Origin of the sequence: Hasllibacter halocynthiae, assembly GCF_003003095.1 — a bacterium.
Taxonomy (GTDB): Bacteria; Pseudomonadota; Alphaproteobacteria; order Rhodobacterales; family Rhodobacteraceae; genus Hasllibacter; species Hasllibacter halocynthiae.
In genome coordinates this window covers 909,981-930,313 of record NZ_PVTT01000002.1, presented here as the reverse complement: position 1 = coordinate 930,313, position 20,333 = coordinate 909,981, and the positions used below count along the sequence as shown (strand labels likewise).

The following is a 20,333-nucleotide window of genomic DNA, read 5'->3' as shown; positions in this document are numbered from 1 at the left end:
AGTTCCCATGCCCGACCTCAAACCCCTTTCCGAGCAGACGATCCTCCTGACCGGCGCCACCTCCGGCATCGGCCTCGCCTCCGCCCGCCGCCTCGCCGCCGAGGGCGCGCGGCTGATCCTCGTGGCGCGCGGGGCCGAGGACCTCGAGGCCCTCGCGGAGGAACTCGGCCGCGACCGGGCGCTGCCCCATCCCTGCGACGTGGCCGACCGAGACGCGCTGCGGGCGGCCGCCCGCGCCGGGCTCGACCGCTGGGGCCGGATCGACACGTGGATCAACGACGCGGGCGTCGCCATCTACGGTACCGTCGAGGAGGTGCCGCTGGACGAGCAGCGCAGCCTCTTCGAGACCAACTACTGGGGCGCGCTCCACGGCATGCTCGAGGCCGTGCGCCTGCACCGCGAGGGGCTGTGCGCCAAGATCGTCACGGTGGGCTCGCAGCTCAGCGACCGCGCGATGATCCTGCAGGGGCCCTACTCGGCCTCCAAGCACGCGCTGAAGGCGATCACGGACGCGCTGCGGATGGAATGCGCCGAGGCGGGGCTGGACCTGTCGATCACGCTGATCAAGCCCGGCTCGGTCGACACCCCCTACATGGAGCACGCGCGCAGCCACGTGGACGCGGCCGGCACCACGAACCCGCCCCGCGTCTACGCCCCCGAGGTGGTGGCCGACGCCATCGCCCATGCCTGCACCCACGACGCGCGCGACCTCGACGTGGGTGGGGCGGGATGGCTGACCGCCAAGGCGGGCCGACTGGCGCCGCGCCTCGCGGACCTGGGGATGGAGCTCATGGGGCGCGCCGCGCAGACCACCGACCGGCCGCCCCGCGCGGGAATGCGCGACAACCTCCGGGGCACCGCGCGCGGGATGGAGGAGCGGTCCAACCAGCCCGGCCCGCCCCCGCGCGAGGTCTCGACCCTCCTCATGGCGCAGAAGCATCCCGCCGCCGCCTTCGCCGTTCTCGGCATGGGCGCGCTGGCCCTGGCCGCGCTGGCAGGGCGGCGAAGGGGCCGCCCGAACCGCCGAGACGCGTGAGAGGCTCGCCGGGCCGGGCGGAGATCCGCCTCGAGGCGCCGGGACGCGGGCCGCGCGCCTTTCCGGCCGGCCCGGAACGAGGAAGGGCGCCCCCATTTCGGGGACGCCCTTCGTGCGACCCCCGGGGCCCTCGGGCCCCGGGGGATCACATCGGGGGGATCACTTCAGCTCGACCTCGGCGCCGGCCGCCTCGAGCTTGCCCTTGATGTCCTCGGCCTCGTCCTTCGAGACCTGCTCCTTCACGGCCTTGCCGCCGGCCTCGACCAGCTCCTTGGCCTCCTTGAGGCCAAGGCCCGTGATGCCGCGGACTTCCTTGATCACATTGATCTTGGACGCGCCGGCCGACTTCAGGATGACGTCGAACTCGGTCTGCTCCTCCTCGGCCGCGCCGCCGGCGTCGCCGCCGGGGCCCGCCATCATCACCGCGCCGCCGGCGGCGGGCTCGATGCCGTACTCGTCCTTGAGGATGGTCTTCAGCTCCTGGGCCTCCAGGAGGGTGAGGCCGACGATGTCCTCGGCCAGTTTCTTGAGATCAGCCATTTCGCTTCTCTTTCCCTTTGCGTTCCGTCATCGGGGCGCGCCCCGAAGGCATTTCGGTCAGGCGGCCTCGGCCCGCTCCTCGATCGTCGACAGGATCGACGCGATGTCGGAGGCGGGCGCGCCGATCGCCCCGGCGACGTTCGATCCGGGCGCGCCGATGCAAGACGCGATCTGAGCGACGAGCTCCTCGCGGCTGGGTAGCTTGGCGACCCGGCTGACGCCGGCGGTGTCCAGGGCCTCGCCCGCCATCGTGCCGCCCAGGACCACCAGCTTCTGGTTGTCCTTGGCGTACTCGTCCACGACCTTCGCGGCGGCGACCGGATCCTCGCTGTAGGCGAGGACGGTCATGCCGGTCAGGTACTCGGCGACGGATTCGGCGGGCTTGCCCTGGAGGGCGATCTTGGCGAGCCTGTTCTTGGCGACGCGCACGGAGCCGCCGGCGGCGCGCATGCGCCCCCGAAGGTCCTGCATCTCGGCGACCGTCATGCCTTCGTAGCGGGACACCACCACGACGCCAGAGCTTTCGAAGATCTGGCCGAGTTCCTCGACCACGTTCTCTTTCTGGGCTCTATCCACGGTTCTCTCCAATCATGAGGGACCGCCTTCGCGCCCCCCCGGCTCAGTCTCCCCCCTGAGGGGGCTCGAAGTCCGAAGGGATCGCGGCATCGCCCCGGGACGCATCCCGGCGCGGATCATACCCTGTCTCCCGTCTCGGGCAGGAATTACCGGCTCTCGCCGACCCGCCGTCTCGGACGTGGTGCCCGGACGGGTCCGGGCTGGATGCCCCTACCGGCTCGGGCGGCGGCGCGCAAGCCCTGGGGGCATCCTCGGGGAAGTGCCGTGCGAGGATGCCGTCCCAGTCGATCCCCGGACGGACCAGGGCGCCGATCTCGTCCATCAGCGCCACCTGATCGGCATCCAAGGTATGCAGCGCCTCATGCGCCGCCCGCAGCCCGGCTTCGTCGCCCGCCTCGACGAGCGGCCGAAGCACGCCGCGCAGCGTCGGTCGGAAGCCGTGCCCGGCCAAGCGCCATTCGAGCTTGGCGCGCCATGCCTCCCAGCCCCGGCCGACCCAATGCAGCAAGCAGCCCTCGGCGCCCGGCATCCTGTGAACGGGGGCGTGCTGGCCGTTCGCCCAGTGCTGGCGTAGGACGAGCCCGCCCTGCCCGGTCCGGTACACGCTCTTTCCGGCGGAGTGGCCCACCAGCCCATGGTTCCGCCCGAAGAGCGCGGCAGCCTCGCCGTGCACGCGCCGCGCCGCGCCGCTGCGGACCGCGCGCCGGAAGGTCTCCTCCGGGCCGGGAACGGCGACCGCCTCGGCGGGCGCGAGGCGGACCGAACCCACCGACGGGTCGAGCGTACCGAGCGCGGCGCCGAGCCCGCCGGGCACGTGCACCCCCTCGTCCGCGTCGACCACCGCGAGCCAGGGCTCTCGCGCCCGGTGGTAGGCCCAGGTCAGCGCGGCGTTCTGCCGTTTGGTGAACCGGATGGCGGGGTCCAGGCCCAGCTCGGCCCAGAAGCGCGGGGCCGCGCGCGTCGCCTCGACGCGGCCCATGCCGGCGACGACGTCCAAAGCGGGATCGAACGGGTCGTCGAATATCAGGTGAACCCGGCTCGCCCCCGCCTCGAGATGGTACGCGACGAAGCGCCTGACCTGACCCGGCGGCTCGCGCAGGACGCAGACGACCGCCCAGTCCTCCGGCGCCGCGTCGCGCCGCTTCTCTCGCCTTCCCCGCCCCATGACATCTGCGCTGCGGACGAGATGTGTCCGGATCGGGGCACCCGGCGCGCGGCGCCTCCCGATCCCGGGGGCCCGTGACCGATCGGCAACAACGTAAAGGGGGCGGCCCGTCGCCGGACCGCCCCCGATGCGTTCTCGACGCGCCGCCCTACTGCGAGGGGACCGCGTCCTCGACCGAGACGGTCACGCCCGGGCCCATGGTCGAGGTCAGCGAGACCTTCTTCATGTAGGTGCCCTTCGCGCCGGACGGCTTGGCTTTGGCGACCGCGTCCACGAAGGTGCGCAGGTTCTCGGCCAGGGCCTTCTCGTCGAAGGAGGCCTTGCCGATCCCGGCGTGGATCACGCCCTTCTTCTCGGCGCGGAACTGCACCTCGCCGCCCTTGGCGCCCTCCACGGCCTCGGCGACGTCCATCGTCACCGTGCCCACGCGGGGGTTGGGCATCAGGTTCCGGGGGCCCAGCACCTTCCCGAGGCGGCCGACGATCGGCATCATGTCGGGCGTGGCGATGACCCGGCCGTAGTCCAGGTCGCCCCCCTGCATGGCCTCCATCAGGTCCTCGGCGCCCACGACGTCGGCGCCGGCGGCCTTGGCCTCGTCGGCCTTGGCGCCGCGCGCGAAGACGGCGACGCGGACGGTCTTGCCCGTGCCGTTGGGCAGCGTGACCTTGCCGCGGACCATCTGGTCGGCGTGCCGCGGGTCCACCCCGAGGTTCATCGCCACCTCGACGGTCTCGTCGAACTTGGCGTTGGCGTTGGCCTTCACGAGCGAGACCGCCTCCTCGACGGTGACGTTCTCCTTGCCCTCGAAGGCCTGCAGTGCGGCCTTCCTGCGCTTTCCGATCCCGGCCATCAGCCCCTCACCTCGATGCCCATGGACTTCGCCGAGCCCAGGATGATCTGCATGGCCGCGTCCACGTCCGACGCGTTGAGGTCCTTCATCTTGGCCTCGGCGATCTCGCGCAGCTGCTTGGTGGACACGGTGGCGACCGTCTCGTGGCCCGGCTTCTCGGCGCCGCGGGGACGGTTGCGCTTGCCCTGGCTCTTCAGGCCCGCCGCCTTCTTCAGGTAGTAGGACGCCGGCGGCGTCTTGATGTCCATCGTGAAGGACTTGTCCTGATAGTAGGTGATGACGGTCGGGCAGGGGGCGCCCTGCTCCATGTCCTGCGTCTTGGCGTTGAACGCCTTGCAGAACTCCATGATGTTGATGCCGCGCTGCCCCAGCGCCGGCCCCACGGGCGGCGAGGGGTTCGCCTGCCCGGCAGGGACCTGCAGCTTCATGCTGCCGACCTTCTTCTTGGCCATCGTCGGCCTCCTCTCTCAACGGGCCGCCGGCGCGCCGGGGGCCCTTCGGGTTGACGTGGTCCGGCTCGGGGGACGCGACCCCCTCCCCTCCCACGGATCGCGGGGCCCTCGGGCCCCCGCGCGGGTCACGACTGCTTCGCGACCTGCGTGTACTCCAGCTCGACGGGGGTCTCGCGGCCGAAGATCGACACCATGACCTTCAGGCGCTGGGCCTCCTCGTCGACCTGCTCGACCTCGCCGTCGAAATCCTCGAACGGGCCGTCGGTGACCTTCACCTTCTCGCCGATCTCGAACGAGATCAGCGTGCGCGGCGCCTCCTTCTGCTCGTCCACGCGGCCCAGGATCGCCTCGACCTCGGCGTCGCGCATCGGCATCGGCTTGCCCTGGGGGCCGAGGAAGCCGGTCACGCGCGGGATCGCGTTGATGATCTGGAACCCCTCGTCCGACATCTCCATGTGCACGAGGACGTAGCCCGGCATGAAGCGCCGCTCGGTCGGGACCTTCTTGCCGCGCCGGATCTCGATCACCTCCTCCGTGGGGACGAGGACCTCGTCGATCTCGTCCTCCAGGGACCGCTCGGCGACCTTCTGGCGGATCTGCTCGGCGATCTTCTTCTCGAAGTTCGAGAGGACGCTCACCGAGTACCAACGCTTCGCCATGACGGGGCTCCGACAAACAAAAAGGGCGCGCCAAGCGCGCGCCGTTCCAACGGCGGGCCGTGTGGCACGGGGCGCGGCCGGGCGCAAGGCCCGCGCGCGGCCCTAGCCGAAGATGCCCAGGATCCCGTTCAGCCCGAACCGGATCAGCAAGTCCACGAGCGCGAAGAACGACGCCAGCAGCGCGGTCATCACGAAGACCATGACGGTGGTCAGCAGCACCTCGCGCCGCGTCGGCCAGGTGACCTTCGAGACCTCCGACCGGACCTCGTTCACGAACTTCAGCGGATTGGTGGCCATGGGCTGCCCTCCTGCGGCGCGTGGCAGATACGGAGCGCGGCGGCCCGGCGCAAGGGCGCGCCGGCGCGTCTCGCTGCCGCCGGCGACGGTCGAAGGCCGGGCCGGTGCCGATGGCGGCCGGGACCCGCGGGGCCCGCGAAGGATGGGATGACGAGGTGCGCCGGACGGTCCCCTCCCCGCCGGCACCGGGCGTCGTCGAGACGCTCCGTCGAGGGGCTTCCCGGGCGGCCCGGCGGCGCCCGCGCCGAAGGCCGGCGCCCGTGGGCCTGGCAGGGGCGGAGGGGCTCGAACCCCCGACCCTCGGTTTTGGAGACCGATGCTCTACCAACTGAGCTACACCCCTAGGCCGGCCCGTCCCCTAGCGCGGCGCGCGGGACGCCGCAAGCGGGGCCTTGCGCCGCAGCGCCGGGGGCCGCATCCCGCTGCCATGCGCGCGCCCCTGCCCCGCCCGGCCCGCCGGTGGCTGAAGGCCCGGTTCCCCGGCCTGCGGGAGGGGGCGATCGAGGCCAACGCCCGGCTCCTCTCCGCGGCCTCGGCCCGCGCCGCCCGCCGGATGCGCTGGACCGTGCGGGGCGCGGACGCGCTGGGCGAGGCGCTGGCGGACGGCCCCGTCGTGATCGCCCTCTGGCACGAGGGGCTGCTCCTCGCGCCGCCCGTCCTCGTCCGCCTTCCCGCGCCCGTGGCCTCGGTGCATTCGCCACGGCCCATCGGGCGGGTCGGATCGGCGCACGTGGCGCGCCTCGGCCTCGCGCCCATCGACATGCGGCCCCGCCAGGCCCTCGCCGGCCAGCGCGAGGCTCTGCGCTGGATGCGGGCGGGGGGCGCGCTCGCCATGGCGGCGGACGGCCCCTCGGGACCGGCGCGGATCGCCAAGGCCGCCGTGGTCGAGATGGCCGCCGCCGCCCGCGCGCCGATCTGGCTCGCCGCGTTCGCGCAGCGCGGCGCCCGGCGCCTACCGGGCTGGGACGGCACGCTCTGGCCCCGGCGGGGGCCCGCCCTCGCGCTCTATGCGCCGGGGCCGCCGGTCCCGGACCGCAGGGCCGGACCGGAGGCGGCGCGCGACGCGGCCGGGGCCCTGACCCGCGCGCTCGAAGCGCTGCGCGAGGAGGCCGCCGCCGACGCGCCGTGACCCCGCCGCAACAGCCCTGCGGCCCTTCCGCCCCGACCGGCCGAAATCCGCCGCCGAGCCGCTAGGGGAGGGGATGGAAGGAAAGAAGGGGACATCTTCATGAAGACCATCATCGCCGCGGTCGCGGTCGCGGCAGCCACGGCGGCAGCCGGGGCCGCTTCGGCGCAGAACGCCCTCGGGGGCTCCTATGTCGGCATCTTCGCCGCCACGAGCGAGTTCGACTCTCCCGGCGCGCCCGATGTCGACGGCCAGCGCCTGGGCTTCGCCATCGGGCGCAACGCGGTCACGCCGGCCGGCTTCTACGCGGGCTTCGAGTTCAGCGCCGCCTTCTCGAACGCCGAAGGAAGCGCCGAGATCGCGGGCACGGGCGTCGCACTCACGATCGAGGAGGAATACGAGGTCGCCGCGTCGGTGCGCCTGGGCTACGCGGTCAACAAGCGCGCGGCCGTCTATGGCAAGCTCAGCGTGCGGAGCGCCTATTTCAACCTCTCCGCCGGCCCCTTCTCGGAGGACGATTCCGGCAGCACCCTCGGCGTCGGCTTCGGGGGCGAGTACGCCCTGGGCGGCGGCTTCGGCATCGCGCTGGAATACGACCGCTACGACTACGAGCTCAACAATGGCAACGACCGGGAAGGCTCCACGATCTCGCTCGGCATCCGCCGCGGGTTCTGATCCGGCGGGCGGGGGAGGTGGCCCGGCCGTCGCCCCCGCGGCCCGCCTAGCCGCAGCGCCCGCCGAAACGGGCCGAGCCGTCCGGCGCCCGCTCGACGGACAGCTCGGTCACCGGGCGCCCGGCGGGGCACAGGACGCCGAACGCGTTCTCGCGCAGCTCCTCGTCGGTCCAGCCCGAGCCGGCGACGCCGGAGAAGGTGCCGCCCCCGCTCTGCGTGACGTTCATCTCGTTCGGCGCCGGCCCGCCGCCGCCCCCGGCGCAGGCCGCGAGCGAGAGGAGGGCGGGGGCGAGGATGGCGGCGCGCATGGTGGGGTGGTCTCCGACAGGGGATCGGTGCCGGCTCGTTCGCCCATTCCCCTGCCGGGCGGAACCCCCGCGGGCGCGAAAAAGGGCCCGCGAGGGGCCCTTTCACGAAGGAAGCCTTGGCTTCCTGCCGGTTCTGGGTTCATTCGATGATCTTGGAGACCACGCCGGCGCCGACGGTGCGGCCGCCCTCGCGGATGGCGAAGCGCAGGCCGTCCTCCATCGCGATGGGGGCGATCAGCTCGACCTTGAACGACACGTTGTCGCCCGGCATCACCATCTCGGTGCCCTCGGCCAGCTCCACCGTGCCCGTCACGTCCGTCGTCCGGAAGTAGAACTGCGGCCGGTAGTTCGCGAAGAACGGCGTGTGGCGCCCGCCCTCCTCCTTGGTCAGGATGTAGGCCTCGGCCTCGAACTTCGTGTGCGGCTTCACGCTGCCGGGCTTGCACAGCACCTGGCCCCGCTCCACCCCCTCGCGGTCCACGCCCCGAAGAAGCGCCCCGATGTTGTCGCCCGCCTCGCCCCGGTCGAGAAGCTTGCGGAACATCTCCACGCCCGTGCAGGTCGTCTTCTTCGTGTCGCGGATGCCCACGATCTCGATCTCGTCGCCCACGTTGATCACGCCGCGCTCCACCCGGCCCGTCACCACCGTGCCCCGGCCCGAGATCGAGAACACGTCCTCGATCGGCATCAGGAACGGCTGGTCCACCGCGCGCTCGGGCGTCGGGATCCACTCGTCCACCGCCGCCATCAGCTCGCGGATCTTCTCCTCGCCGATCTCGGGGCTCGTGCCCTCCATCGCCGCCAGCGCCGAGCCCGCCACGATCGGGATGTCGTCGCCCGGGAACTCGTAGGAGGACAGAAGCTCGCGGACCTCCATCTCGACCAGCTCCAGAAGCTCCTCGTCGTCGACCTGGTCCACCTTGTTCAGGAACACCACCAAGGCCGGAACGCCCACCTGCCGCGCCAGGAGGATGTGCTCGCGCGTCTGCGGCATCGGGCCGTCCGCCGCGTTCACCACAAGGATCGCGCCGTCCATCTGCGCAGCCCCCGTGATCATGTTCTTCACGTAGTCGGCGTGGCCGGGGCAGTCCACGTGCGCGTAGTGCCGCGCATCCGTCTCGTACTCCACGTGAGCCGTCGAGATCGTGATCCCCCGCGCCTTCTCCTCCGGCGCCCCGTCAATCTGGTCATACGCCCGGAAGTCGCCGAAGTACTTCGTGATCGCAGCCGTCAACGTCGTCTTGCCATGATCCACGTGACCAATCGTCCCGATGTTCACATGCGGCTTGTTACGCTCGAACTTTTCCTTGGCCATGCCGTGGCGCGCCTCTTTCCAGGGGGCCGGAAGGGCCCGGATTGCGATCGCGCGGGCACCTAATGGGGCCATTTGGGGAAATCAAGCGGGCCGTCAGCCCGCCCCGGCGGCGGCCTCCGCCACCCCCTCTGGCGCCCGTGCCCGCGCCTCGGCCTGGGCGGCGGCGACCTCGCCGGGGGTCAGGCGGCGCGGCAGGGCGCTGCGGGCGGCGCGCGCGGCCTCGGGATCCATGCCCAGCCAGCCGGGATGCTCCAGCAGCCAGCGCTGGATCGCCGCCGCCGCGTTCTCCGAGAGGTTCTGCATCTGCTCCTCCGCCGAGGAGGTGTAGCCCGAGCCGATCAGGAAGCCGGCGCCCAGGCTCTCGAAGACGTAGATCTGCTCGGGCTCGGGGTTCAGCTTCACGCCCCTCGCGTCGTCCCAGGCGGTGACGTTCAGGATCAGGATCGACTTCGGCGACAGCACCAGCGGGATGCCCGGCGCCGCCACGACGTAGCCCTCGATCGAGACGCCCAGATGGACCAGCCGCCCGCCCTCGTAGCGGCCGAAGCGCTGGGCCATCTCCTCCCGCAGGATGGCGGCGAAGCGCTCCTCGTCCACCGCCCGGCTGAACGGCCCCCGCTGCGGGCCCGGCGCGACCACGACGTTGTGCCCCAGCTGGAAGAGGCCCATCTCGCGCGGGACCGTCAGGTCGGGGTCGTTCGACCCGGCGCAGGCGGCGAGGAAGGGCAGCGCGAGAAGCGCGAGGATGCGGGCCATGGGCGGGATTCTCCGTCGTTCCGCCCCACGCTAGCTTCGGAACGCCGGCAGTTGAACCGCCCTAGTTGAACCTGTTGTCCCGCGGGAAGCCCCGCGGCGCCATCCGGCCCGCGGCGCCCCGGCGGCCGACCCACTCGCCCAGGTCGGCGACCGTGCGGGTGCGCCCGCCCCCGTCGAGCCAGCGCAGCCCGTCGGCCAGCGCGAAGCCCCGTGCGTCCGACAGCCCGCCGTCCTTGTAGCGCTGCAGCCGCACGCCCTTGCCGCGCCCCATCTCGGGCAGCTCGGCGGCCGCGAAGACCAGCATCTTGCGGTTGTCGCCCACCACGGCGACGTGGTCGCCCTCCATCGGGCGGACCACGGCGGCCCGCGCGCCCTTCAGGTTCAGCACCTGCTTGCCCGCGCGCGTCTGCGCCACGATCCCGTCCTCGGGCGCGAGGAACCCGTCGCCCGCGTCCGACGCCACCAGAAGCCGCCGCCCCGGCACGTGGGGCAGGAGGGCGACGATCCCCGCGTCGTTGGGCAGGTCCACCATCAGGCGCACCGGCTCGCCCATGCCGCGCCCGCCGGGCAGGTCCGAGACGCGGATCGTGTAGGCCCGCCCGTTCCCCCCGAAGAGGATCAGCCGGTCGGTCGTCTCGGCGTGGAAGGCGAAGCGGGGGCCGTCGCCGTCCTTGAACTTGACGGGGGCATCGGGGGGCTGATGCCCCTTCATCGCCCGGATCCACCCCATCCTCGAGCAGATCACCGTCACCGGCTCGCGCTCGATCATGTCCTCCAGGGCGACCTCGGCCACCTCGCCCGCCTCGGCCAGCTCGGTCATGCGGGCGCCCCGCGGCATGGCCCGGAAGGTCTTGCGGACCTCGCGCAGCTGGCCGGCCACCGCGTCCCACTGCCGCCCCTCGTCCTCGAGCAGGTCCTCGATCCCCGCCCGCTCGGCCATGAGGGCGTCGCGCTCGGTCACGAGGGCGATCTCCTCGAGGCGGCGCAGGGCGCGCAGGCGCATGTTCAGGATCGCCTCGACCTGCGCCTCCGACAGCTCCCCCTCGCCGGGTGGCGGGGTGCGGTAGTCCTTCTCGGACGTCGCCCGGACGTGGTCGCGCGACCAGTCCTCGCGCATCAGGGCGTCCTTCGGGGCCTCGTCGTAGCGGATGACGTCGATCACCCGGTCGAGGTTCAGGAACGCGACCAGAAGCCCCTCCAGGACCTCCAACCGGCGGTCGATCCTGCCCAGCCGGTTGCGCGAGCGGCGGATCAGAACGTCCCGCCGGTGGTCGAGGAAGGCGCGCAGGACCTCCTTCAGGCTGCAGACCCTCGGCGTGCGCCCGTCGATCAGCACGTTCATGTTCAGCGGCACCCGCACCTCCAGGTCCGAGAGGCGGAAGAGCGTGCCCATCAAGACCTCCGCGTCCACGGACCGCGCCCGCGGCTCCAGGACGACGCGCACGTCGTCCGCGCTCTCGTCGCGCACGTCCACGAGGATGGGCACCTTCTTCGCGCCGATCAGCTCGGCCAGCTTCTCGATCAGCTTGGCCTTGGGCACGCCGTAGGGAATCTCCGTCACCACGACCTGCCACTGGCCGCGGCCCAGGTCCTCGACCTGCCAGCGGGCGCGCAGGCGGAAGCCGCCCCGCCCCGTCCGGTAGGCCTGCGCGATGCTCTCGGGGCCCTCGACGCAGACGCCGCCCGTGGGGAAGTCCGGGCCGGGAACGTGCTTCAGCAGCGTCTCGTCCCGCGCGTCCGGCGTCCTGATCAGGTGCAGGCACGCGCCGATCAGCTCGCCCACGTTGTGGGGCGGGATGCTCGTCGCCATGCCGACCGCGATCCCCGACGCCCCGTTCGCCAGGAGGTTCGGGAACGCCGCGGGCAGGACCTCCGGCTCCTCCAGGGTGCCGTCGTAGTTCGGGCGGAAGTCGACCGCGTCCTCGCCCAGCCCCTCCATCAGCATCTCGGCGGCGGCCGTCAGCCGGGCCTCGGTGTAGCGCGCGGCGGCCGGGTTGTCCCCGTCGATGTTGCCGAAGTTGCCCTGCCCGTCCACGAGCGGCCAGCGGATCGTGAAGTCCTGCGCCAGCCGCGCCATCGCGTCGTAGATCGCGCCGTCCCCGTGCGGATGGTAGTTGCCCATCACGTCGCCCGAGATCTTGGCCGACTTGCGAAAGCCCCCTTCGGGCGACAGCCGCAGCTGGCGCATCGCGAAGAGGATGCGGCGGTGCACGGGCTTCAGCCCGTCGCGCGCGTCCGGCAGCGCCCGGTGCATGATCGTGGAGAGCGCGTACTGAAGGTAGCGCTGCCCGATCGCCTCGCGCAGCGGCTCGGTGATCAGCGTCTCCTGGGGCGCGGCGGGCTTGGGTTCACGGGGGGCCATGTTCACCATCTACCCCCCGGCCGGGGCGGCATCAATGCACGCTGGGCGGGAACTTCGTCCCGTCTCGCACATTCTACACATGCCCGCCGCGGCGGGCGCAAACCGAACCGGAACAACAAGGAGGAAGCCGCCCCTCGGGCGGCCGGACCGACCATGTCCAAGATCCTGACCCTCACGCTCCTCTTCTCGCTCTGGGCCGTCTACGAGGTGTCGGGCGGCGGCGACGGCATGGCGACGGCCGAGGGGGCCCCCGCCCCCCGCCTCCTGCCCGACGAGGTCGCCCTGGCCCGTGCCGAGGCCTTCGGCGCCGAGCGGCTGATCCCCGCGCTGCGCGCCCCCGCCGCCCCCGCCGCCCCGGCCACCCCGGCCACCCCCGACGCGGCGCCCGCCTCCTTCCCCGTCCTCGTCGCCACCCTCTCGGAGGAGGAGTTCGCCGCCCGCACGGGCCTCGGCGCCCCGGCCCCCGCCCTCACGGACGTGGTGCAGCTGGCCGGCGAGACGCGCACCGTCGCGGGCAGCCGCGTCAACATGCGCGCGGGCCCCGGGACGGATTACGGCGTCATCACCTCCTGGCCCGGCGGCACGGAGGTCGTGCTCCTCGAGACGGACGGGAACTGGGGCCGCATCTCCGTCGGCGGCCGCGAGGGCTGGATGTCCACCCGCCTCCTGAACGGCTGAGGCTTGCCTTCCCGGCCCCCGTCCGGTCAGGCCGGGCGGATGCGGACCATCCTCGTCACCGGCTGCTCCTCCGGCATCGGCCACCACGCCGCCCACGCCCTCGCCGCGCGCGGCTGGCGCGTGCTCGCCACCTGCCGCCAGCCCCGCGACTGCGGGCGCCTGCGCGCCGAGGGCCTGGAGAGCTTCCCCCTCGACCAGGGCGACGAGACCTCCGTCGCCCGGGCCTGCGAGCAGGCCCTCGACCTCACCGGGGGCAGGCTCGACGCGCTCTTCGCGAACGGTGCCCACGCCACCCCCGGCTTCGCCGAGGACCTGCCTCGCGATGCCCTGCGCGCCATATTCGAGGCCAACCTCTTCGGCGTGCACGACCTGACCCGCCGCCTGATCCCCGCGCTGCGGGCGGCGCCGGACGGGCGCGCGGTCTGGTGCTCGTCGGTGCTGGGCTTCGCGGCGATGCCCTGGCGGGGGGCCTACAACAGCACCAAGCACGCGATGGAGGGGCTGGCCGACACGCTGCGCCTCGAGTGCCGCGAGACGGGGCCGCGGGTCATCCTGATCCAGCCCGGGCCCATCGCGACGCGCATCCGCACCAACTCCGTCCCTCATTTCGAGCGGTGGATCGACCCCGGCGCCTCCGCCCGCGCGGCGGAGTACGCGCGCCTGCAGGCCCGCCTGCGCGCGCCCGAGCCGGAGGTTCCCGAAGGCCACCGCGCCCATCCCGGGCGCGTGACCCGGGCCCTGCTGCGCGCGCTCGACGCGCCGCGCCCGCGCGCCCGCTACCGCGTCACCCGCGAGACGCGCCTGGCCGAGGGGATGCGCCGCCTCCTGCCGACGGCGCTGCGGGACGCGCTGCTGTCGCGGGCGGGCTGACCTCCCTTCCCTTCGGACGGGGCCCGCCCTAGGTCGCCCCGGCAACCGAAGGGGGCCCCATGGCAGACGATCCGTTCATGCTGATCGCGATCCTCGCGGCGCTGGGCGTGCTGGTCATCCTGATGATCGGCATCGGCGGCTTCGCCAAGGGCGGCGAGTTCAACCGCCGCAACGCCAACAAGATCATGCGCCTTCGCATCATCGCGCAGTTCGGCGCGGTGGTGCTGCTCCTCTTCGCCCTCTGGATGCGGAGCGCCTGATGGTCGTCCTGAACAAGATCTACACCAAGACCGGCGACGCGGGCGAGACGGCGCTTGGCGACGGCGCGCGCGTCGCCAAGCACGCGCTGCGCGTGCAGGCCTACGGCACGGTGGACGAGGTGAACGCCACGCTCGGCCTCGCGCGCCTCCATGGCGGCGAGATGGACCCGAAGCTGTCCTCGGTCTCGAACGACCTCTTCGACCTCGGCGCGGATCTCTGCCGTCCCGACCACGAGAAGGACGCCGAGGCCGAATATCCGCCCCTTCGGATCACCGCCGCCCAGGTCGCCCGCCTGGAGGGCGAGATCGACGTCATGAACGCCGATCTCGAGCCCCTGCGCTCCTTCATCCTGCCCGGCGGCACGCCGCTCGCCGCGCACCTCCACCTCTGCCGCACCGTCTGCCGGCGCGCCGAGCGCCTGGTGGTCGAGCTGGCGACGATGGAATCCATCAACCACGAGGCCGTGCGCTACCTCAACCGCCTCTCCGACTGGTTCTTCGTCGCCGGCCGCGTCGCCAACGACGGCGGCCAGGCCGACGTCCTGTGGGTTCCGGGCGCGAACCGCTGAAAGCGGCGATCGGTCCGGTGGACCGATCGGCCCCCCGGAAGGGCGAACCGCTGACGAATGTCAGCGGCGGCGGCCCCAGTGGGGCCGTCGGCGACGGGAAGGGCGAAGCCCCGGCCCGAAAGGCGGGGGCGAACCGCCGAAGCGGCCCGCCAAGGCGGGCTGAAGCCCGCCCTGTGCCAGTCCCGCCGTAGGTCGGGCTTCAGCCCGACACGCCTGCCGAAGCAGCGCGGAATCCACTCCGTCACCGGCGGAACGAGTTCCGCCCCAACAGTGACTACCGTGCGGTGCCGGCCTTGCTGGGCCAGCGTTTCGCCGTGGCGGCGGTGACGAACTTGCCGGTGATCGCGCTCCTCGCACTCCCGGCCGGCCTTCCTCCGCGCCGCTCACCGAGCGTCGTCTCCGGATCTGCCGCCGCTTGCCTCTTCGTCACGAACCGTCCGGTCCGCGCGCTTCTACGGTCCTTGGCCATCTCCTACTCCATCATGTGCCCTGCCTCGTTCGTAGTGCGATATGATGATTCCCGAACGGAACGAACAGAGATTTTCGCCGGGGTCGTTGATTGCGTTGACGCGCGCGTAACGCGGCGTCCCCGGTGCCCCACGCGACGTTTTCGCCCTGCAATCCCGGACCCGCCCGCGCTACATCGCACCCAAAGCCGATAGGGAGAGCGCGATGAAGATCCTCGTGCCCGTCAAGCGGGTCATCGACTACAACGTGAAGGTCCGGGTGAAGGCCGACGGCAGCGGGGTCGACCTCGCCAACGTGAAGATGAGCATGAACCCCTTCGACGAGATCGCCGTCGAGGAGGCCATCCGCCTGAAGGAGAAGGGCGTCGCCGACGAGGTGGTCGCCGTCTCCATCGGCACGAAGAAGAACCAGGAGACGCTGCGGACCGCCCTCGCCATGGGCGCCGACCGCGCGATCCTGATCGTCGCCGCCGAGGACGTGCACGACGACATCGAGCCGCTCGCCGTCGCCAAGCTCCTCAAGGCCGTCGTGGACGAGGAGCGGCCCGACCTCGTCCTCGCCGGCAAGCAGGCCATCGACAACGACATGAACGCGACGGGCCAGATGCTCGCCGCGCTCCTCGGCTGGCCGCAGGCGACCTTCGCCTCCGAGGTCGCGATCGAGGGCGGGCGGGCGACCGTCACGCGCGAGGTCGACGGCGGCCTGCAGACGATCCGGGTCGGGCTTCCGGCCATCGTCACCGTGGACCTGCGCCTCAACGAGCCGCGCTACGCCTCGCTGCCCAACATCATGAAGGCCAAGAAGAAGCCGCTGGAGGAGAAGACGCCCCAGGACTACGGCGTCGACGTCTCGCCCCGCCTCGCGGTGACCGCCACGGCCGAGCCCGACGTGCGCAAGGCCGGCGTCATGGTCGCCAGCGTGGACGAGTTGATAAGCAAGCTGAAGAACGAAGCGGGGGTGCTGTAGATGACCGTTCTGCTGATCGCCGAAGTGTCCCGCATCGACGGCGGGTCGGACGTGAACATGGACGCCACCGCCAAGGCGATGACGGCCGCGGCGCAACTGGGCGAGGTGCACGTCCTCGTCGCGGGCGAGGGGGTGACCGGCGACGGGGCCGCCACGCTGGAGGGCGCGGCGAAGGTCCTCGTCGCGGACGACGCCCTCTACGCCAACGGCCTGGCCGAGCCGGTCGCCGACCTCGTCGTCGGCCTCGCGGGGGGCTACTCGCACATCGTGGCCCCCTCCACGGCGGCCGCGAAGAACGTCCTGCCGCGCATCGCCGCGCTCCTCGACGTGATGATCCTCCCGGACGTCTCCGGCATCGTGGACGCGGACACGTTCCAGCGCCCGATCTACGCCGGCAACGCCATCCAGACGGTGCGGTCCTCGGACGCCGTGAAGGTCCTCACGATCCGCACGGCGGGCTTCGAGGCCGCCGCGACCACCGGCTCGGCCCCGATCGAGGCGGTATCCGCCGCGGGCGATCCGGGCCTCTCCTCCTTCGTCGAGGACAAGGTCGCCGAATCCGACCGCCCCGAGCTGACCTCCGCCGGGCGCGTCGTCTCCGGCGGCCGCGGCATCGGCTCGGAGGAGGACTTCGCCATGGTCGAGAAGCTGGCCGACGCGCTCGGCGCGGCGGTGGGCGCCTCGCGCGCGGCGGTCGATTCGGGCTACGCGCCCAACGACTGGCAGGTCGGCCAGACCGGCAAGGTCGTCGCGCCGGAGCTCTACGTCGCGGTCGGCATCTCGGGCGCGATCCAGCACCTCGCGGGGATGAAGGACTCGAAGGTCATCGTCGCGATCAACAAGGACGAGGACGCGCCGATCTTCCAGATCGCGGACTACGGCCTCGTCGCCGACCTCTTCGAGGCGGTGCCCGAGCTGACGCAGAAGGCCTCCTGAGGTCCCGGCCCGGCCGCCGCCCCTCGCGTGCAGGGCGGCCGGGCCTCGCCGCCGCGCCGCGGCGCCAACCCCCCCCGGCAGAGGAGGCACGCCATGGACATCGCGCGGATCGGCGTCGTGGGCGCAGGGCAGATGGGCGGCGGCATCGCCCATGTCTGCGCGCTCGCGGGCTACGAGGTGCTGCTCACGGACGTCTCGCGGGATGCCCTCGCCGCCGCGCCCGGCGCGATCGGGCGCGACATCGGCCGGCAGGTCGCGAAGGGCGCCGTCACCGAGGCGCGGAAGGCCGAGGCCCTCGCCCGGGTGACGACCACCCCCGAGCTTCGCGACCTCGGCGCCTGCGACCTCGTGATCGAGGCCGCGACCGAGCGCGAGGACGTCAAGGCCGCCATCTTCGAGGGGCTGGTCCCGCACCTCGCCCCCGGCGCGATCCTCGCCTCGAACACCTCGTCCATCTCGATCACGCGGCTCGCCAGCCGCACGGACCGGCCCGGGCGGTTCATGGGCTTCCACTTCATGAACCCCGTCCCCGTCATGCAGCTGGTCGAGCTGATCCGCGGCATCGCCACCACGCAGGAGACCTTCGACGCCTGCGCCGGCGTGGTCGAGCGTCTCGGCAAGACCCATTCGGCGGCCGAGGACTTTCCCGGCTTCATCGTCAACCGCGTGCTCGTGCCCATGATCAACGAGGCGGCCTACGTCCTTCACGAAGGGGTCGGCACCGTGCGCTCGATCGACGCCTCGATGAAGCTTGGCGCGAACCATCCCATGGGGCCGCTTGAGCTTGCGGACCTCATCGGCCTCGACACCTGCCTCGCCATCATGGAGGTCCTGCACGAGGGCCTCGGCGACACGAAGTACCGGCCCTGCCCCTTGCTGCGCAAATACGTCGAGGCCGGGTGGCTGGGCCGCAAGGCCGGCCGCGGCTTCTACGACCACCGCGGCGAGGGCGGCCCCGTCCCGACGCGCTGAGCGGCCGGGCCCCGCCCGCCGGCCCGCCAGGGGCGCCGCGCCCGTCCGGCCGCCTCCCCCCCGGCGGGACTCCGGACCTGCGGCGCGGCGCATCCCGGCGGGCCGGGCCGGGGCGGGCGGCGCCCGTTCCGGCGCCGGCGGCCCTTCGGCCGGACGCACCCCTCCCGTCGCCCCGCTCCGGGCCGGGAAGGCGGGTCCGGCGATGTGTCCGCCTCGTCGCCTGGGTGTTGGGATCCGCTCCGCCATGGGGCCATCCTGCCGCGAAGACCTTGCCAAGCCGTTACCGCAGCGCGCGCTGCCCCGGCATCGCGCGCAACCTACTGAGATGACGGGAAGGAAACGCCCGGTCAGCTCGGCTCCAGCGCCAGGGTCCGCGCCCTCAACGCGGCCATCATCCTCCTCGGCGGGCCCATGGCGGCCAGCGCTTCGGGGCCGATCGCCTCGCCGATCACCGGGCGGATGGGCCGGTCGAGGCTGCGCCGGACCTCGTGGATCAGCAGCCCCTGCCGCAGCACCGGCGAGAGGCGCCCCGCGATCTGATAGGCGCGCGAGTTCCGCCCCCCGAACCGGACGGGGACCACGCCCGCCCCCGAGCGGCGGATCAGCTTGGCGGTGAAGGCCGACCATTCCCCCTCGACCGCCGGCCCGAGGGCCCGCTCCGCGGCGGCCACCCCGCCCGCCGGGAAGAGCGCCACGCACCCGCCCCGCGCCAACCGCGCCGTGGCCTCGGCGCGCATCGCCAGCATGCCGCACCGGGCGTCCGGGTCGTGGGGGAAGGGCACGGGAATCGTGTGCTCCTCGACCTCCCGCACGCCCGTCAGAAGGGCGCGGGCCAGGATCGCATGGTCCGGACGCCGCCGCGCGACCAGCGCCGCCAGCGCCAGGCCGTCCACCAGGCCGTGCGGGTGGTTCGCCACCACCACCAGGGGCCCGGTCCGGGGCAGGCGCGCGATCTCGGCCTCGGGGGTGCGCAGGTCGATCCCCAACGCCTCCAGGGCCCGCGGCCAGAAGGCGGGCCCATGCGGCACGCCCGCGGCCTCGAGGCGGCGGACGCGGCGCAGGAGGGCCCGCTTGCCCGTCGCCCACTCCATCGTCCGGATCACCCGGGCCGCGCGACGGTCCCGGAACGTGCCCGCATAGGAGAGGCGGGACCTCTCGAACGGGGCGTGCGCCCCCCCGCCCCCGGCCCCCCGCCCGGGCGGGGCCGGGACGGGCGGGGCGTTCACATGCCTTCCCCGAACCGATCCGCGACGAGGGCGTCCAGCGCGTCCATCAGCGCCTCGGCCTCGGGGCCGGAGGTCTCAACCTCGATCTGCGTCCCGCGGGAGGCGGCCAGCATGAGAAGGCCCATGATCGAATCGCCCGCCGCCGCCTCGTCGCCCCGGCGCACCTCGCAGGAGGCGCCGAACCCCTCGCAGAGCTCGGCGAACTTCGCCGACGCGCGGGCGTGCAGCCCCTTCTCGTTCACGATCGTCAGCATGCGGATCACGTGGGCTCAGGCCGCCGTGCCGGCCGCGGGGGCCGGCGGAGCGGCCGGTGCGTCGAACGCGTCGATGTACTTGCGCCCCGCCGAGAGCGCGGCCTCCACCGCCGCCTCCAGCGGCTTGCGGCGCGACTTGGCCAGCTTGACGAGAAGCGGCAGGTTCGCCCCGTAGACGATCTTGCGCCCGCGCGCGGCGCAGGCCGGCAGGCTGAGGTTCGAGGGGCTTCCCCCGAACATGTCGGTCACGATCACCACGCCGCCTCCGCTGTCGACTTCGTCGGCCGCGCGGCATATCTCGTCGCGCTTGGCGCTGCGGTCGCATTCGGCCTGTATCGGGATCGCGCGCGTGCCCGGCAGGGGGCCGACCACATGCTCGACGGCGGCGAGGTACTCCGCGGCCAATCCGCCATGCGCGACGATTACGATGCCGATCATCGGGCCTCCTCGACCCTTTCATGCGAGCCGGGCGGCCTGCGCGGCCCGGTTCCGTCCCTTCCCCTATAGATACCCGTGCGGCGCGGCCTTCAAGGGCGCGAAACTCTGCATGACGGGCGTGTGACGCAGGGACCTATGGCGGCCCTAGCGCCTTCAGGAGCACGAGAAGGCCCTCCGCGAACCCCGGCTCCGGGCCGGCATGGAGGACCGGGACGGCATGGCCCAGCAGACGCAGGCGGCGCGCGGGCGGCAGGCGCCGGTCCTCGCGGCGGTCCGTCCGCACGGCGAGGACGACGCGCGCGCCCTCTCCCGGCGGCACCGGCACGAGGCCGATCCCCCGCCGCGCCACCGCCGCGGGGGCGCCGGGCCGCCCCCGCGCGTGCAGCGCCCCGCCCCCGCCCGAGAGGCGAACCCGGTCGTCCGCCACGAACCCGGCGCCGAGGGCGATCAGCCGCAGGGCGAGCGAGGACTTCCCCGACCCCGACGCGCCGAGGATCAGAAGTCCGGCGCCGCGCCACGAAACGGCACCCCCATGAAGGTCGAGCGGGCGCGCCGTCACGCGCCCCTCGTCCCGCCTGGG

25 protein-coding genes and 1 tRNA gene are annotated in these 20,333 nt (G+C 72.9%); 10 read left to right on the top strand and 16 right to left on the bottom strand.

The window, feature by feature from the left end; translation table 11 throughout:
* Positions 1-7: 7 nt before the first annotated feature.
* A complete protein-coding gene (locus BCF33_RS11485; RefSeq protein WP_106161056.1) occupies positions 8-1,036 on the top strand; it encodes an SDR family oxidoreductase in 1,029 nt (342 codons plus the stop codon).
* Positions 1,037-1,195: 159 nt separating this feature from the next.
* Here the strand turns inward: BCF33_RS11485 and rplL are convergent, their stop codons facing one another.
* The 8 genes from rplL to BCF33_RS11445 form a co-directional block, all read right to left on the bottom strand.
* The gene (rplL, locus tag BCF33_RS11480; RefSeq protein WP_106161055.1) at positions 1,196-1,576 is read right to left on the bottom strand and encodes a 50S ribosomal protein L7/L12; all 381 of its coding nucleotides are present in this window, start codon (positions 1,574-1,576) and stop codon (positions 1,196-1,198) included.
* 57 nt (positions 1,577-1,633) lie between these two features.
* Positions 1,634-2,152: a 50S ribosomal protein L10 gene (rplJ, locus tag BCF33_RS11475; RefSeq protein WP_106161054.1), complete on the bottom strand. Its 519-nt coding sequence runs from the start codon at positions 2,150-2,152 to the stop codon at positions 1,634-1,636.
* A gap of 43 nt (positions 2,153-2,195) precedes the next feature.
* Positions 2,196-3,317, bottom strand: coding sequence for a glycosyltransferase family 2 protein (locus tag BCF33_RS11470; RefSeq protein WP_106161053.1), 1,122 nt, complete (start codon positions 3,315-3,317; stop codon positions 2,196-2,198).
* A gap of 148 nt (positions 3,318-3,465) precedes the next feature.
* Positions 3,466-4,167, bottom strand: a complete 702-nt coding sequence (rplA, locus tag BCF33_RS11465; protein WP_106161052.1) for a 50S ribosomal protein L1 — start codon at positions 4,165-4,167, stop codon at positions 3,466-3,468.
* Positions 4,167-4,619 (bottom strand): 50S ribosomal protein L11, encoded by a 453-nt coding sequence (gene rplK, locus BCF33_RS11460; protein ID WP_106161051.1) that lies wholly within the window; start codon positions 4,617-4,619, stop codon positions 4,167-4,169. The genes rplA and rplK overlap by 1 nt, the downstream gene beginning before the upstream one ends.
* Before the next feature lie 125 nt (positions 4,620-4,744).
* A complete protein-coding gene (gene nusG, locus BCF33_RS11455) occupies positions 4,745-5,278 on the bottom strand; it encodes a transcription termination/antitermination protein NusG (RefSeq protein ID WP_106161050.1) in 534 nt (177 codons plus the stop codon).
* Between the two features lie 102 nt (positions 5,279-5,380).
* On the bottom strand, positions 5,381-5,575 hold the full coding sequence (gene secE, locus BCF33_RS11450; RefSeq protein ID WP_106161049.1) for a preprotein translocase subunit SecE: 195 nt from the start codon (positions 5,573-5,575) through the stop codon (positions 5,381-5,383).
* Between the two features lie 267 nt (positions 5,576-5,842).
* A tRNA-Trp gene (locus tag BCF33_RS11445) sits at positions 5,843-5,918 on the bottom strand.
* An 84-nt stretch (positions 5,919-6,002) separates the two neighbouring features.
* On the opposite strand from BCF33_RS11445, the gene BCF33_RS11440 reads away from it, so the two are divergent.
* Complete coding sequence (locus BCF33_RS11440; protein ID WP_106161048.1) at positions 6,003-6,704, top strand: lysophospholipid acyltransferase family protein; 702 nt, start codon at positions 6,003-6,005, stop codon at positions 6,702-6,704.
* 99 nt (positions 6,705-6,803) lie between these two features.
* Positions 6,804-7,376, top strand: coding sequence for an outer membrane protein (locus tag BCF33_RS11435; RefSeq protein ID WP_106161047.1), 573 nt, complete (start codon positions 6,804-6,806; stop codon positions 7,374-7,376).
* Between the two features lie 46 nt (positions 7,377-7,422).
* On the opposite strand, the gene BCF33_RS11430 is transcribed toward BCF33_RS11435, so the two are convergent.
* The 4 genes from BCF33_RS11430 to parC form a co-directional block, all read right to left on the bottom strand.
* Positions 7,423-7,683, bottom strand: coding sequence for a hypothetical protein (locus tag BCF33_RS11430; protein ID WP_106161046.1), 261 nt, complete (start codon positions 7,681-7,683; stop codon positions 7,423-7,425).
* A gap of 139 nt (positions 7,684-7,822) precedes the next feature.
* Positions 7,823-8,998: an elongation factor Tu gene (gene tuf, locus BCF33_RS11425; protein WP_106161045.1), complete on the bottom strand. Its 1,176-nt coding sequence runs from the start codon at positions 8,996-8,998 to the stop codon at positions 7,823-7,825.
* Between the two features lie 93 nt (positions 8,999-9,091).
* Positions 9,092-9,754, bottom strand: a complete 663-nt coding sequence (locus BCF33_RS11420; protein ID WP_211292386.1) for a hypothetical protein — start codon at positions 9,752-9,754, stop codon at positions 9,092-9,094.
* A 61-nt stretch (positions 9,755-9,815) separates the two neighbouring features.
* The gene (gene parC, locus BCF33_RS11415; protein WP_106161616.1) at positions 9,816-12,116 is read right to left on the bottom strand and encodes a DNA topoisomerase IV subunit A; all 2,301 of its coding nucleotides are present in this window, start codon (positions 12,114-12,116) and stop codon (positions 9,816-9,818) included.
* 153 nt (positions 12,117-12,269) lie between these two features.
* Here parC and BCF33_RS11410 point away from each other — a divergent pair, with 153 nt between their 5' ends.
* The 7 genes from BCF33_RS11410 to BCF33_RS11380 all read left to right on the top strand — a co-directional run bounded on the left by BCF33_RS11410 (position 12,270) and on the right by BCF33_RS11380 (position 17,835).
* Positions 12,270-12,794 carry an SH3 domain-containing protein gene (locus tag BCF33_RS11410; RefSeq protein ID WP_106161044.1) on the top strand — a complete coding sequence of 175 codons (525 nt, stop codon included), beginning with the start codon at positions 12,270-12,272 and terminating at the stop codon, positions 12,792-12,794.
* A 39-nt stretch (positions 12,795-12,833) separates the two neighbouring features.
* The gene (locus BCF33_RS11405; protein ID WP_106161043.1) at positions 12,834-13,664 is read left to right on the top strand and encodes an SDR family NAD(P)-dependent oxidoreductase; all 831 of its coding nucleotides are present in this window, start codon (positions 12,834-12,836) and stop codon (positions 13,662-13,664) included.
* A 59-nt stretch (positions 13,665-13,723) separates the two neighbouring features.
* The gene (locus tag BCF33_RS11400) at positions 13,724-13,924 is read left to right on the top strand and encodes a twin transmembrane helix small protein (protein WP_106161042.1); all 201 of its coding nucleotides are present in this window, start codon (positions 13,724-13,726) and stop codon (positions 13,922-13,924) included.
* On the top strand, positions 13,924-14,493 hold the full coding sequence (locus tag BCF33_RS11395) for a cob(I)yrinic acid a,c-diamide adenosyltransferase (RefSeq protein ID WP_106161041.1): 570 nt from the start codon (positions 13,924-13,926) through the stop codon (positions 14,491-14,493). The genes BCF33_RS11400 and BCF33_RS11395 overlap by 1 nt, the downstream gene beginning before the upstream one ends.
* Positions 14,494-15,165: 672 nt before the next feature.
* On the top strand, positions 15,166-15,927 hold the full coding sequence (locus BCF33_RS11390; protein ID WP_106161040.1) for an electron transfer flavoprotein subunit beta/FixA family protein: 762 nt from the start codon (positions 15,166-15,168) through the stop codon (positions 15,925-15,927).
* Positions 15,928-16,863, top strand: coding sequence for an electron transfer flavoprotein subunit alpha/FixB family protein (locus tag BCF33_RS11385; protein ID WP_106161039.1), 936 nt, complete (start codon positions 15,928-15,930; stop codon positions 16,861-16,863).
* A 93-nt stretch (positions 16,864-16,956) separates the two neighbouring features.
* Entirely contained in the window at positions 16,957-17,835 is an 879-nt protein-coding gene (locus BCF33_RS11380) for a 3-hydroxybutyryl-CoA dehydrogenase (protein WP_106161038.1), read from the top strand.
* A gap of 347 nt (positions 17,836-18,182) precedes the next feature.
* Here the strand turns inward: BCF33_RS11380 and BCF33_RS11375 are convergent, their stop codons facing one another.
* From BCF33_RS11375 to BCF33_RS14400, 4 genes are all read right to left on the bottom strand, one after another.
* Positions 18,183-18,938, bottom strand: coding sequence for a 1-acyl-sn-glycerol-3-phosphate acyltransferase (locus BCF33_RS11375; RefSeq protein WP_245883816.1), 756 nt, complete (start codon positions 18,936-18,938; stop codon positions 18,183-18,185).
* Between the two features lie 119 nt (positions 18,939-19,057).
* Positions 19,058-19,315 (bottom strand): HPr family phosphocarrier protein, encoded by a 258-nt coding sequence (locus BCF33_RS11370; protein WP_106161614.1) that lies wholly within the window; start codon positions 19,313-19,315, stop codon positions 19,058-19,060.
* Positions 19,316-19,330: 15 nt separating this feature from the next.
* A complete protein-coding gene (locus BCF33_RS11365; protein ID WP_106161036.1) occupies positions 19,331-19,753 on the bottom strand; it encodes a PTS sugar transporter subunit IIA in 423 nt (140 codons plus the stop codon).
* A 133-nt stretch (positions 19,754-19,886) separates the two neighbouring features.
* Positions 19,887-20,312: an HPr kinase/phosphorylase gene (locus BCF33_RS14400; protein ID WP_245883815.1), complete on the bottom strand. Its 426-nt coding sequence runs from the start codon at positions 20,310-20,312 to the stop codon at positions 19,887-19,889.
* Between the last annotated feature and the right edge of the window lie 21 nt (positions 20,313-20,333).

What these genes read in the sequence shown, in the direction of transcription:
- BCF33_RS11430 (WP_106161046.1), bottom strand. Translation starts at nt 7,683, where the DNA reads ATGCGCGCCGCCATCCTCGCCCCCGCCCTCCTCTCGCTCGCGGCCTGC.
- BCF33_RS11365 (WP_106161036.1), bottom strand. Translation starts at nt 19,753, where the DNA reads ATGATCGGCATCGTAATCGTCGCGCATGGCGGATTGGCCGCGGAGTAC.
- rplL (WP_106161055.1), bottom strand. Translation starts at nt 1,576, where the DNA reads ATGGCTGATCTCAAGAAACTGGCCGAGGACATCGTCGGCCTCACCCTC.
- BCF33_RS11405 (WP_106161043.1), top strand. Translation starts at nt 12,834, where the DNA reads ATGCGGACCATCCTCGTCACCGGCTGCTCCTCCGGCATCGGCCACCAC.
- BCF33_RS11440 (WP_106161048.1), top strand. Translation starts at nt 6,003, where the DNA reads ATGCGCGCGCCCCTGCCCCGCCCGGCCCGCCGGTGGCTGAAGGCCCGG.
- BCF33_RS11390 (WP_106161040.1), top strand. Translation starts at nt 15,166, where the DNA reads ATGAAGATCCTCGTGCCCGTCAAGCGGGTCATCGACTACAACGTGAAG.
- BCF33_RS11485 (WP_106161056.1), top strand. Translation starts at nt 8, where the DNA reads ATGCCCGACCTCAAACCCCTTTCCGAGCAGACGATCCTCCTGACCGGC.
- rplK (WP_106161051.1), bottom strand. Translation starts at nt 4,619, where the DNA reads ATGGCCAAGAAGAAGGTCGGCAGCATGAAGCTGCAGGTCCCTGCCGGG.
- BCF33_RS11370 (WP_106161614.1), bottom strand. Translation starts at nt 19,315, where the DNA reads ATGCTGACGATCGTGAACGAGAAGGGGCTGCACGCCCGCGCGTCGGCG.
- nusG (WP_106161050.1), bottom strand. Translation starts at nt 5,278, where the DNA reads ATGGCGAAGCGTTGGTACTCGGTGAGCGTCCTCTCGAACTTCGAGAAG.
- BCF33_RS11420 (WP_211292386.1), bottom strand. Translation starts at nt 9,754, where the DNA reads ATGGCCCGCATCCTCGCGCTTCTCGCGCTGCCCTTCCTCGCCGCCTGC.
- BCF33_RS11380 (WP_106161038.1), top strand. Translation starts at nt 16,957, where the DNA reads ATGGACATCGCGCGGATCGGCGTCGTGGGCGCAGGGCAGATGGGCGGC.
- secE (WP_106161049.1), bottom strand. Translation starts at nt 5,575, where the DNA reads ATGGCCACCAATCCGCTGAAGTTCGTGAACGAGGTCCGGTCGGAGGTC.
- BCF33_RS11470 (WP_106161053.1), bottom strand. Translation starts at nt 3,317, where the DNA reads ATGGGGCGGGGAAGGCGAGAGAAGCGGCGCGACGCGGCGCCGGAGGAC.
- BCF33_RS11435 (WP_106161047.1), top strand. Translation starts at nt 6,804, where the DNA reads ATGAAGACCATCATCGCCGCGGTCGCGGTCGCGGCAGCCACGGCGGCA.
- rplA (WP_106161052.1), bottom strand. Translation starts at nt 4,167, where the DNA reads ATGGCCGGGATCGGAAAGCGCAGGAAGGCCGCACTGCAGGCCTTCGAG.
- parC (WP_106161616.1), bottom strand. Translation starts at nt 12,116, where the DNA reads ATGGCCCCCCGTGAACCCAAGCCCGCCGCGCCCCAGGAGACGCTGATC.
- BCF33_RS11400 (WP_106161042.1), top strand. Translation starts at nt 13,724, where the DNA reads ATGGCAGACGATCCGTTCATGCTGATCGCGATCCTCGCGGCGCTGGGC.
- tuf (WP_106161045.1), bottom strand. Translation starts at nt 8,998, where the DNA reads ATGGCCAAGGAAAAGTTCGAGCGTAACAAGCCGCATGTGAACATCGGG.
- BCF33_RS11395 (WP_106161041.1), top strand. Translation starts at nt 13,924, where the DNA reads ATGGTCGTCCTGAACAAGATCTACACCAAGACCGGCGACGCGGGCGAG.
- BCF33_RS11385 (WP_106161039.1), top strand. Translation starts at nt 15,928, where the DNA reads ATGACCGTTCTGCTGATCGCCGAAGTGTCCCGCATCGACGGCGGGTCG.
- BCF33_RS11410 (WP_106161044.1), top strand. Translation starts at nt 12,270, where the DNA reads ATGTCCAAGATCCTGACCCTCACGCTCCTCTTCTCGCTCTGGGCCGTC.